This is a genomic window from Micromonospora sp. NPDC047753, assembly GCF_040642735.1.
Classification (GTDB): Bacteria; Actinomycetota; Actinomycetes; order Mycobacteriales; family Micromonosporaceae; genus Micromonospora.
The window spans coordinates 1-9,618 of sequence record NZ_JBEYSL010000251.1; the positions used below are offsets into that span (position 1 = coordinate 1).

Annotated in this window: 13 protein-coding genes; 7 read left to right on the forward strand and 6 right to left on the reverse strand. The window is 69.0% G+C overall.

Translation table 11 applies throughout. The features are described from left to right. Positions 1 to 147: 147 nt before the first annotated feature. From ugpC to ABZ749_RS20695, 4 genes are read right to left on the reverse strand one after another with little or no spacing between them, the layout of a single operon-like run. On the reverse strand, positions 148 to 1,356 hold the full coding sequence (gene ugpC, locus ABZ749_RS20680) for a sn-glycerol-3-phosphate ABC transporter ATP-binding protein UgpC (protein ID WP_357230016.1): 1,209 nt from the start codon (positions 1,354 to 1,356) through the stop codon (positions 148 to 150). 10 nt (positions 1,357 to 1,366) lie between these two features. After that, positions 1,367 to 2,203 carry a carbohydrate ABC transporter permease gene (locus ABZ749_RS20685; RefSeq protein ID WP_091404101.1) on the reverse strand — a complete coding sequence of 279 codons (837 nt, stop codon included), beginning with the start codon at positions 2,201 to 2,203 and terminating at the stop codon, positions 1,367 to 1,369. A gap of 1 nt (position 2,204) precedes the next feature. After that, positions 2,205 to 3,188: a sugar ABC transporter permease gene (locus ABZ749_RS20690; RefSeq protein WP_355008402.1), complete on the reverse strand. Its 984-nt coding sequence runs from the start codon at positions 3,186 to 3,188 to the stop codon at positions 2,205 to 2,207. After that, entirely contained in the window at positions 3,185 to 4,471 is a 1,287-nt protein-coding gene (locus ABZ749_RS20695; protein ID WP_357230019.1) for an ABC transporter substrate-binding protein, read from the reverse strand. The genes ABZ749_RS20690 and ABZ749_RS20695 overlap by 4 nt, the downstream gene beginning before the upstream one ends. A 275-nt stretch (positions 4,472 to 4,746) precedes the next feature. Between ABZ749_RS20695 and ABZ749_RS20700 the strand changes: the two genes are divergently transcribed. After that, positions 4,747 to 5,070, forward strand: a complete 324-nt coding sequence (locus ABZ749_RS20700) for a hypothetical protein (RefSeq protein ID WP_357230021.1) — start codon at positions 4,747 to 4,749, stop codon at positions 5,068 to 5,070. Then, positions 5,067 to 5,465, forward strand: coding sequence for a hypothetical protein (locus ABZ749_RS20705; RefSeq protein WP_357230023.1), 399 nt, complete (start codon positions 5,067 to 5,069; stop codon positions 5,463 to 5,465). Before ABZ749_RS20700 ends, ABZ749_RS20705 begins: the two co-directional genes overlap by 4 nt. An 18-nt stretch (positions 5,466 to 5,483) precedes the next feature. Here the strand turns inward: ABZ749_RS20705 and ABZ749_RS20710 are convergent, their stop codons facing one another. Beyond that, positions 5,484 to 5,741, reverse strand: coding sequence for a flavin reductase (locus ABZ749_RS20710; protein WP_357230025.1), 258 nt, complete (start codon positions 5,739 to 5,741; stop codon positions 5,484 to 5,486). Between the two features lie 264 nt (positions 5,742 to 6,005). Between ABZ749_RS20710 and ABZ749_RS20715 the strand changes: the two genes are divergently transcribed. From ABZ749_RS20715 to ABZ749_RS20735, 5 genes are all read left to right on the forward strand, one after another. After that, positions 6,006 to 6,806 carry a helix-turn-helix transcriptional regulator gene (locus ABZ749_RS20715; RefSeq protein WP_357230027.1) on the forward strand — a complete coding sequence of 267 codons (801 nt, stop codon included), beginning with the start codon at positions 6,006 to 6,008 and terminating at the stop codon, positions 6,804 to 6,806. Then, the gene (locus tag ABZ749_RS20720; protein WP_357230036.1) at positions 6,800 to 6,982 is read left to right on the forward strand and encodes a DUF397 domain-containing protein; all 183 of its coding nucleotides are present in this window, start codon (positions 6,800 to 6,802) and stop codon (positions 6,980 to 6,982) included. The genes ABZ749_RS20715 and ABZ749_RS20720 overlap by 7 nt, the downstream gene beginning before the upstream one ends. 196 nt (positions 6,983 to 7,178) lie before the next feature. Continuing rightward, the gene (locus ABZ749_RS20725; RefSeq protein ID WP_357230030.1) at positions 7,179 to 7,880 is read left to right on the forward strand and encodes a VOC family protein; all 702 of its coding nucleotides are present in this window, start codon (positions 7,179 to 7,181) and stop codon (positions 7,878 to 7,880) included. A gap of 185 nt (positions 7,881 to 8,065) precedes the next feature. Beyond that, complete coding sequence (locus ABZ749_RS20730; protein WP_355008410.1) at positions 8,066 to 8,497, forward strand: hypothetical protein; 432 nt, start codon at positions 8,066 to 8,068, stop codon at positions 8,495 to 8,497. 47 nt (positions 8,498 to 8,544) lie between these two features. Beyond that, on the forward strand, positions 8,545 to 8,820 hold the full coding sequence (locus ABZ749_RS20735; RefSeq protein WP_357230032.1) for a hypothetical protein: 276 nt from the start codon (positions 8,545 to 8,547) through the stop codon (positions 8,818 to 8,820). Positions 8,821 to 8,833: 13 nt separating this feature from the next. On the opposite strand, the gene ABZ749_RS20740 is transcribed toward ABZ749_RS20735, so the two are convergent. Further along, positions 8,834 to 9,418 carry a L,D-transpeptidase family protein gene (locus ABZ749_RS20740; protein ID WP_357230034.1) on the reverse strand — a complete coding sequence of 195 codons (585 nt, stop codon included), beginning with the start codon at positions 9,416 to 9,418 and terminating at the stop codon, positions 8,834 to 8,836. Positions 9,419 to 9,618: the final 200 nt, after the last annotated feature.

The following is a 9,618-nucleotide window of genomic DNA, read 5'->3' on the forward strand; positions in this document are numbered from 1 at the left end:
GACCGGGTGCGCTGGCAGCTCGACGGATGGCTCTCCGGCAGCAACGGCCGCGCCGGTGCGCCGATCTTGCACTTTCTGTCGCGACACAAACGGCATTCCACCTGTATCGACAACCGAAAGTGCAAGATCGGCGGCGCGAGGAGGTCGTCAGTCGGCGAGCGCGCCGGCTGCTCGGCCCTCCTGCAGGGTCAGGTTGCGGCCGTTGGCCGGGTCGAACAGGTGGATCTTCTCCAGGTTGAACCAGACCCGGCGGGACTGGCCCTCGGCGACCGGGGACTCCGCGGACAGGCGGGTGACCAGATTGCCTCCCGCGCCGGCGAAGTCGGCGGCGCCGGCGTCGGCGGCCAACTCCTCCAACTCGGCGGCGGTGGCCTTCTCCCCCTCGACGGTGAAGTAGACGTACTTGTCCGAGCCCATCGATTCGACGATGTCCACCGGCGCCTCGAACTCCATACCCCGCCGGCGGGTGTCGTCGTCGACCAGTTCGGCGTCCTCGAAGTGCTCGGGCCGGATGCCGAGGATCAGCTCGCGGGGCGCGTCGGCCGCCTCCAACTCGCGGCGGATCCGGTCACCGATCGGCACGGTGCCCAGCGCGGTGTGCAGCTCGCCGTCCTGCACGGCGGCGTGCAGGAAGTTCATCGACGGCGAGCCGATGAAGCCGGCCACGAAGAGGTTCTTCGGGTGGTCGTACAGCTCCTGCGGCGGCCCGACCTGCTGCACCGCGCCCCCACGCATGATCACCACGCGGTCGCCGAGGGTCATCGCCTCGGTCTGGTCGTGGGTGACGTAGACGGTGGTGGTGCCGAGCTGCTTCTGCAGGCGGGACACCACTGTGCGCATCTGCACCCGCAGCTTGGCGTCGAGGTTGGACAACGGCTCGTCCATCAGGAACGCCTTCGGCTGGCGGACAATCGCCCGGCCCATCGCCACCCGCTGACGCTGGCCACCGGAGAGGTTGGCCGGCTTGCGGTCCAGCAGCGAGGTCAGCTCCAGCACCTTCGCCGCCTCGTCGACCTTGCGGTCGATGGTTTCCTTGTCGAGCTTCGCCAGTCGCAGCGGGAACGCCATGTTCTCCCGCACCGTCATGTTCGGGTACAGCGCGTACGACTGGAACACCATGGCGATGTCCCGGTCCCGGGGGGCCTTGTCGTTGACCCGCTGCCCGGCGATGCGCAGCTCACCGGAGCTGATGTCCTCCAGCCCGGCGATCATGTTGAGGGTGGTGGACTTGCCGCAGCCCGAGGGCCCGACCAGGATCACGAACTCGCCGTCGGCGATCTCCAGGTCGACGTCCTGCACGGCGACGGTCCCGTCCGGGAAGCTCTTGCTCACCTTGTCCAGCACGATGTCAGCCATGACTACCCACCTATCCCTTGACCGCGCCGGAGGTCAGACCGGACACGATGCGACGCTGGAAGAAGAGAACGAACAGGATGATCGGAACGGTGATCACCACGGCGGCGGCGCAGATCGCCCCGGTGGGGTCCTCGAACTGCGACGCGCCGGTGAAGAACGACAACGCGGCCGGCACCGTGCGGGACCGCTCGGTCGAGGTCAGCGAGATCGCGAACAGGAAGTCGTTCCAGCAGAAGATGAAGACCAGGATCGCCGTGGTGAACAGCCCGGGCGCGGCCAGTGGCGCGATCACCCGCCGGAACGCCTGCCCCTGGGTGGCGCCGTCCATCTTCGCGGCCTTCTCCAGATCCCACGGGATCTGCTTGAAGAACGCCGACAGCGTGTAGATCGCCAGCGGCAGCGCGAAGGTGATGTACGGCAGGATCAGCCCCAGCCAGGTGTCGAAGATCTTGAGCTGGCGCTCGATCTCGAACAGCGGCGACACCAGTGACACCTGCGGGAACATCGCGATCAGCAGGGAGACGCCGACCAGCAGCTTCTTACCGGGGAAGTCCAGCCGGCTGATCGCGTACGCGGCCATCGCGCCGAGCACCACAGCGATCAGCGTGGCGATCAGTGCGATGCCGATCGAGTTGACCAGTGCCCGGACGAACTGGTCGGTGTCGAAGATGGTCCGGTAGTTGTCCAGCGTCCATTCCCGGGGGATGAAGTTCCCGTCGGTGAGGGTCGCCGGCGTCTTGAACGACAGCGACGCGATCCACAGCACCGGAACCAGCGCGAAGACGACCACGAGGACGTCGAGCAGACCCCAGCGCAGCTTTGCCCTGGTAGTGGTTTCGACAGCCATGTCAGCGCCTCTCCCCGTCGTCGCTGCCCGGAGCAGCGGTGCCGAACAGCTTCACGAAGACGAAGGCGATGATCGCCACGGTGATGAAGATCAGCACCGACATCGTCGAGCCGATGCCGAGGTTGAGACCCCGGATCAGGTTGTTGTAGGCGAGCATCGACACCGACGACGTCTCGTTGCCTCCGGCGGTCAACACGAAGATGTTGTCGAAGACCCGGAACGCGTCCAGGGTGCGGAACAGCAACGCGACCAGGATCGCCGGCTTCATCACCGGCAGCATCACCTTGGTGAACTTCTGCCAGGCGGTCGCGCCGTCGGTGGAGGCCGCCTTGAGCAGGTCCTCCGGGACCAGCGCCAGCCCGGCCATCAGCAGTAGCGCCATGAACGGGGTGGTCTTCCAGATCTCCGCCAGCATGATGATCGCCAGGGAGCTGGCCCGCTCGGTGAGCGGCGCGCCGTCGCTGAACAGGTCGGCCAGGTAGCCGGTGCCGGGCGTCCAGGCGTACCGCCAGGAGAACGCGGCGACCACCGTGACGATCCCGTACGGGATCAGCGCCGAGGTCCGGACCAGGCCGCGCCCGACGATGGTGCGGTGCATGATGATCGCCAGGCCCATGCCGAGCACCAGCTCGATGGCGACGGTGACCACCGTGATCAGCATGGTCACCCCGAACGCGGTCCACCAGAACTCGTTGGTGAGCACTGTGACGTAGTTCTCCAGCCCGATGAACTCACGCTGGTCGGGGAAGCGCAGGTCGAAGCGCTGCAACGACAGCCAGACCGAGTAGATGATCGGGTACGCGGTCACCGCGATCATGACCAGCGCGGCCGGCGCGCAGAGCAGCAGACCGAGCCGGCGTTCGGCCTTCTTGTTCTCGCTCAACGGGGGCTTGCGACGGCTGCCGCGTTGCTTCGGTACGGAGGCGGGCCGCTGGGTCTCCTCGGCGGCGACTTCGGCGCCGGTCGGTGTGGCGTTGATACTCACGGCAGGACCCCCTTGGACTGGAGGGCGTCGGCGATGGCGTCGCGCAGCTCGTCGGCGGTCTGCTGCGGGCGGATGCCGGACGGCGGCGACAGGATCGCCGACATCACTGTGGAGATGCTCTGGTAGGCGGGGGTCAGCGGACGCGTCGCCGGATCCTTCAGCTCCTCCAGGATGGTGTCCTTCATCGGGTACGCCTCGGTCATCTCCGGGTCGTCGAAGACCGCCTCGATGGTCGGCGGCACACCGTCGTTGATGGCGGAGAACTTCTGGTGCTCGGCGCTGCGGATGCACCGGGCCGCCTCGAAGGACTGCTCCGGGTGCTTCGAGTAGGAGCTGACCGCCAGGTTGACCCCACCGATGGTGACCTTGCTGGGGGTGCCCTCGTCGATGCCCGGGATCCGAGCCCAGCCGACCTGCTTGGCCAGGTCCGGGTTCGCCTCCTGGAGAGCCGGGTAGACGAACGGCCAGTTCACCTGGAACGCGCCCTCGCCGGACTGGAACTCCAGCCGAACGGGGTCCTCGGTGGCGTTGCTGAACGACGGCGAGGTAACGCCCGACGTGGCGAACTTCTTCAGCTGCTCCAACGCCCGGACCGTGCCCTCGTCCATCTCGGCCTTCGTACCGTCGTCGTTGAGGATCTTCCCGCCGGCGCTTTCGGCGAGGGTGTTGTAGAGGACGACCAGACCCTCGTACTGCGCGCCCATGGTGAGCACCTGGTACGGCTTGCCCTGGTCCTTGAGCTGCTGGGCCGCGCTGATCATCTGGTCCCAGGTGGTCGGCGGCTGCGGCACCAGGTCCTTGCGGTACCAGAGCAGCTGGACGTTGGTGTTCTTCGGCGCCGCGTACAACTTGTCCTTGTAGCGGGCGGTGTCCAACGGCCCGGCGAGGGTGCCCTGCTCGACCTCGGCCTTGTCCTGGCCGGTCCACTCGCGGATCCAGTCGGCGCTGGCGAACTCCTGGGTCCAGGTGACGTCCAGCCCGAGCAGATCCATTCCGCTGTCCTCGGCGGCCAGCCGGCGCACCATCTGCACCCGCTGGTCGTCGGCCTGCCGGGGCAGCACCCGGTAGGCGATCTCGTACCGTCCCTGGGCCTGCGCGTTGCAGTCGTCGACGACCTTCTGCAGGTTCTGCTCGGGCGGGTAGTACAGGTTGATCGTCGGTGGGCCACCAGCGTCGTCCGCGCCGCACGCGGCCAACGGCGCCACGAGTGCCAGCGCGGCGGCCGCCGCGCCCAGCCGTGCTACCGGCCGGCGTCGGTGTCGAGCCGTTTCGGGGTCCGTCATCGCCCTCCCCCTCTCCTCGGCGAAAGACCGGGGAGGGCATCCGTGCCCCGGCGCACGGCGAGCCGATTCCGAGTCGGCAAGCTGCGGAAACACCGGCCCGGACGCTCTGTAGCGGCTACTCTGCCCCACCCGTGAAGCCGCGAAACCTGGCTGTTACAGCGGAGGTTCACGCCCGGACCGCCGCCGACGGCCCGCACCCGAATGCCACCAGAGTCAAACCCGCTTGACGGTACGAGCAGCGCCAGCCTGGAGTATGACAGGTGTAAGCTGCGCGTATGACAGAGCCTCAGCGCCGCTTCACGATCTCCGTCCCCCCGGACGTGAGTCAGATCCTGGAGAGCCAGGGCAACCGCATGGCCAGCGCCTACGTCACCGAGTCGGTGCGTCGGCGCAAGCGGGTGGAGCAGCACAAGGAGTTGTTGCTCGCCGCCGGCATCCACGTCAGCGAGCAGGGTGTGGCCGAGGCGCGGGCCCGTCGCCTGGGCGTCGAGGCTGAGTGGCCTCCGGAGCGGTTCGAGGCGGAGCGCGCCAAGATCCGCGCCGCCATGGAGGCCGAGATGAACGGTGACGACAGCACGCCCCGCGCCGACGCCGCATGACCTCGGAGACGACGCCACCAGTTCGGCTCATCCTGGACCGGTCGGCCCTGCTGGGGTATGCCGTCCTCCAGACGGTGCACGTGGGCGAGCCCGTCCATGAGGTGATTGAGGACGGGGTGCGGTTCGGGGTGCCGGTGGTGGCAGCGACCGAAGCGTTGACCATGGCGACCGGCAAGGATCTTGCCCTGCTGCACAAGCTGCTGGCCCAGACGTCCTGCGCGCTGCTGCCCGAGCAGGCGGAGGATCTACCCGAGCTGACCTTCTGGCAGCGCAGGACCGGCCGTTTCGACCTGGCCGCAGCCGCCGTGGCGGGCCTGACCCACGACGCCGCGGTGCTGACCAGTGAGGGGCCCGGATACTCCGACGGGGTGCCGCTGATCCACTTTCCGGGATGAAGGACGGCGGGCCGAGCGTCAGCCGCGGGCTCTCGCCCAGGAGAGGAAGCGCTCGGTCATCCGGGCCGGCGGATGATCCGGGTGGAGTTGGGTGAGCTGGTTCGTCGCCTCGTGCATGAGAGTGCCGAGATAGATCAGCAGCGCGGTCCGGTTGGCCCGGTACTCCGTCAACAGGGCGAGCTTGGCCGGCTGGCAGGGCCACTCCCGGCCGCAGTTGCGGCACCGCCAGAGCGGGCGCATGGCGACGTGCGGGACGGGCGGCCGGACCACAACCATCACCGCCACCGCACCAAAGGGCTCAGCACATCGTCCTCCTGAAGGTGGGTGAAGGGGTCGCTCCCGCAAGGGGGAGACGGGAGCGACCCCGGGTGCAGAGCCTGCCGCCGCCATTCCGGCCACCAGCGGACCCGCCACTGGTGACAGTCTGGTGATGACACGACTACCGTCGATACGTGCTCGCGCCATCCGTGCAGCTCAGCGGTCCAGGTGAGCACCCATGAGGGACACGCCGAGCCAGACTGAGCGAAGGTTGGGGAATCGATGGGGACCGTCACCGACTACGTGCTGGAGGAGTTGCGCCTGCTCCGGGCGGAAACAGGGCTCAGTCAGGACGACTTCGGCCGAGGCATCGGCTATTCGGGTTCACACGTCAGCTCGGTGGAGACCGGCGGGCGACCGCCCACGAAGGAGTACATGAGGGCGGTCGACACCCACCACCAGACCGGCGGACGCTTCCTCCGCATGCTCGACGGGTTGGCCCGGCTCGACGCCGAACCGGCCTGGCTTCGCGAGTGGATCGAGTTCGAGCGGGAGGCGACCACGCTGCGCTGGTTCGAGTTGGCCTACGTGCCGGGCCTGCTCCAGACCGAGCGGTACGCTCGCGCGACGCTGGCCGGTGGCCGGTTCGACCCCGAGGATGTGGACCGCATCGTCGCCTCCCGGCTGGAACGCCAGGCGATCCTGCACCGCCCGCGCCCGCCGCAGCTCATCGCCGTGCTGGACGAGGCGGTGCTTCGCCGGCCCGTGCTCGACCAGCCGGGCCTCATGGTCGAGCAGTGCGAGCACCTGGCCCAGTTGGCGGTGGCGGAGCATATCCAGGTGCACATCGTCCCGACGGATGCTGGGATGTATCTGGGGCTGGCCGGTCAGTTCATCATCGCCGAGATGCCGGACGGCGAGCGGGTGGCCCACGCCGACAACCAGCTCACCGCGCAGTTCGTCGATGCGCCAACCGACGTCGCTAAGCTGGCGAAGACGTGGGAGATCGTGCGGAACGAGGCGCTCCCCCGCCGGCAGTCAACCGACCTGATCAAGGAAGTGGCGAAGTCATGGGCATGCTGACCCCACAGTGGCGAAAGTCGACCCGGTCCGGCGGCAACGGCGGCTCCTGCGTCGAGGTCGCCGACAACCTGCCGAGCGTGGTGCTGGTGCGCGACACCAAGGACCGCGACGGCGGCACCCTGCACGTCGACCCCACAGCCTGGAAGGCCTTCATCAAGTACGCCAAGCAGCACTAACCCGCCCCGGCCCAGCCAACCGCGCCGATCTTGCAGTTCCGGTGGTCGAAAAGCGTGGAATGCCGCCTACGTCGGGACAGTAAGTGCAAGATCGCGGCCCGGCCCGGCCCAGGCCGGCCCGGGCCCGACCCGGCGTAGTGCGAGACTCCCCTCCCAACGCGCGCGGGGACCCCTCGGGACCAGGCATGCTGGCACGATGATCGCGCGCTTCAAGGACCTCTGCCTGGACGCCAACGACCCGCTCGCACTGGGTGCCTTCTGGGCCCGGCTGCTCGACGGGGACGTGGCCGACGCCGGTGACGACGACACCCGGGTGGACCCGCGCTCGGCGCGCTCACCCGCGGAGTCGATCTGGGTGAACAAGGTGCCGGAGCCTCGGGTCGGCAGGACCCGCGTACACCTGGATCTGCGGTTGCCCGGCGCGGACCCGGCGCCGCTGCTCGCGGACGGCGCCCGACTGGTCCGCGAGCCGAACGACGACGGCCGGTGGGTGCTGGCCGACCCGGACGGCAACGAGTTCTGCGCGCTCGCGGCCGACGCCAACAGCCGACCGGGGCCGTTTCAGCTCGTGGTGGACGCGCTCGACCCGGCCGCCCAGGCGGGCTGGTGGGCCGGCGTGCTCGGCGGCACCGCCGAGTACGGGTCGACCGACGCGCTGGTGCTCGGGTCCGCCGGCCTGCCCTGGGACCACTGGGTCTTCGACGGGGTGAGCGAGCCCAAGACGGTCAAGAACCGTATGCACTGGGACGTCGAGCTGGCCGATCCGGAGCCGATGGCGCTGATCGCGGCGGGCGCGACGCTGCTGCGGGAGCCGATCGACGAGGCGCACTGGTGGTGGGTGCTGGCCGACCCCGAGGGCAACGAGTTCTGCGCCTTCGCACCACGCCCCACCGGGTGAACGACCGACTACCGAGCGCGGGCGTCGTCGGCTAGCGTTTTCCTAGCGCCGTAGCTGGCGCGTTCGCCGCCGTCGTCGACACGCCTCCGGCCGACCCATGCCTGCCCGATCGGTTGGTAATCGCGGGAACGTCCCACCGCCGCTCCCCCGTTTCGGCAGGATCGTCCCAACGAGGAGGTGCCGTCGTGCAGGACACCCGCGCTCTCGCCCTGACGTTCGAGGTGAGCGGCCTGCCACCGGTCAAGACCGAAGCGTTGTCCATCTTCGCCGCCGGGCATCGGCAGGCGACGAGGGTCCGCACTCTGCTCCAGGCCGCCCTCGCGGCGGCCCAGCGCACCGGCTGGACGCCGTTGCCCGGGCCGATCGAGGTGGACCTGGTGTTGCGCTGCCCGCCCGGGCACCGTACGTCCGACGCCAGCACCCTGCTCGGCGGCGTCTGCGCGGTGTTGCAGGACAAGAAGCGGGTGTCCAGCATCGGCCTCACCCACCTCGGCGTGCTGGTGGACGTCGCCCTCTACGACGACGACCGGCAGATCCGCCGGCTGTCGTACCACGAGGAGCCGGCTGAGGAGTTCTCGTACCAGGTGCGGGTCGCCGCCGTACCGACAGGGGTTTGACCGACGTCCGCGGTGGGGTATCGCGGACGCCGACGAAGGGAGCACCGATGTCGGAGCCACATGTCACGCTCGACCCCCGCGGGCTCGATCCTGTGCAGCAGAAGCTGCGCGGGCCGCTGGAGGAGCAGCTGACCTCGGCGCTTCAGGCGGCCACCGAGCGGGTCCGCTCCGGCTATGCCGGCGAACCGGTCGAGCAGGTCTGCCAGCGGCTGTTGGAGGAGACCCGCTCCGGGTTGCATCCCGACATCGCTGCCGGCTTCAACCCGGACATGGACGAGTTCTGCCGGGTGGCGGTGGCGATCGTCCGGCGCGAGGAAGGCTGAGCCGCAGCGGCTCTCAGTATCGGCTGAGCTGGGCGTACGGGCTGAGCACGATGCGTGGTGACAGCGCCGGGTCCAGCCAGTTGAGCACGTCGACCAGGTGATCGTGGGCGAGGGAGACGCAACCGGCGGTGGCGTTGCCGGCGCTGGTGCTGAACTGGTGCAGGAAGATTCCGCTGCCCGCGTTCGGCACCGGCTTCGGCACGTTCGGCGGCATGTTGTAGGTGATCACCGCGAAGTGCGTGTACGCGGGGACCTCCTTCCACAGGGCCTCGCTGGCCCCACCCGGGTTGGTCGAACTGTGCTGGAAGGTGTTGTAGAGCGCCGACGACGGGTTCTCGTTCCACCAGTCACCGTCGACCAGCCGGTGGTAGGGGAACCGCACTCCCGGGTCGGCGGCGATGCCGTACATGGTGGGGCCGATCGAGTAGACGCCGGTCGGCGTGGTCGGCACACCCTCCACGTGGTTGTCACTGAAGCCCTTCGAGCCGATCCGGGCGGGCAACGACGCCGAGGCCGGCTGCCAGGTGCTCCGCACCCGCACGAACGCCTCCAGCGTGGCGTAGGTCGTGGTGTAGCTGCTGGCGCCGACGACGATCACCTGCTTCGTCTCCGCCGGCAGCGTGGTCAGCGCGCTTGCCCGGTTCTGGGGCTGCCACTTCGGCGGGGGCCGCTTTGGCGGTGCCGTGGCTGCGCCCGCCCGCAGGGGGCCGCTCGCCGCGAGTGCGGGCGCGGCCGGGGCGCCTGGTCTACCTCGGTGCCTACGGCGGGCAGGTCAACGCGGTTGCGTCGGACGCCACC

What these genes read in the sequence shown, in the direction of transcription:
- ugpC (WP_357230016.1), bottom strand. Translation starts at nt 1,356, where the DNA reads ATGGCTGACATCGTGCTGGACAAGGTGAGCAAGAGCTTCCCGGACGGG.
- ABZ749_RS20685 (WP_091404101.1), bottom strand. Translation starts at nt 2,203, where the DNA reads ATGGCTGTCGAAACCACTACCAGGGCAAAGCTGCGCTGGGGTCTGCTC.
- ABZ749_RS20695 (WP_357230019.1), bottom strand. Translation starts at nt 4,471, where the DNA reads ATGACGGACCCCGAAACGGCTCGACACCGACGCCGGCCGGTAGCACGG.
- ABZ749_RS20700 (WP_357230021.1), top strand. Translation starts at nt 4,747, where the DNA reads ATGACAGAGCCTCAGCGCCGCTTCACGATCTCCGTCCCCCCGGACGTG.
- ABZ749_RS20705 (WP_357230023.1), top strand. Translation starts at nt 5,067, where the DNA reads ATGACCTCGGAGACGACGCCACCAGTTCGGCTCATCCTGGACCGGTCG.
- ABZ749_RS20710 (WP_357230025.1), bottom strand. Translation starts at nt 5,741, where the DNA reads ATGGTTGTGGTCCGGCCGCCCGTCCCGCACGTCGCCATGCGCCCGCTC.
- ABZ749_RS20715 (WP_357230027.1), top strand. Translation starts at nt 6,006, where the DNA reads ATGGGGACCGTCACCGACTACGTGCTGGAGGAGTTGCGCCTGCTCCGG.
- ABZ749_RS20720 (WP_357230036.1), top strand. Translation starts at nt 6,800, where the DNA reads ATGCTGACCCCACAGTGGCGAAAGTCGACCCGGTCCGGCGGCAACGGC.
- ABZ749_RS20725 (WP_357230030.1), top strand. Translation starts at nt 7,179, where the DNA reads ATGATCGCGCGCTTCAAGGACCTCTGCCTGGACGCCAACGACCCGCTC.
- ABZ749_RS20735 (WP_357230032.1), top strand. Translation starts at nt 8,545, where the DNA reads ATGTCGGAGCCACATGTCACGCTCGACCCCCGCGGGCTCGATCCTGTG.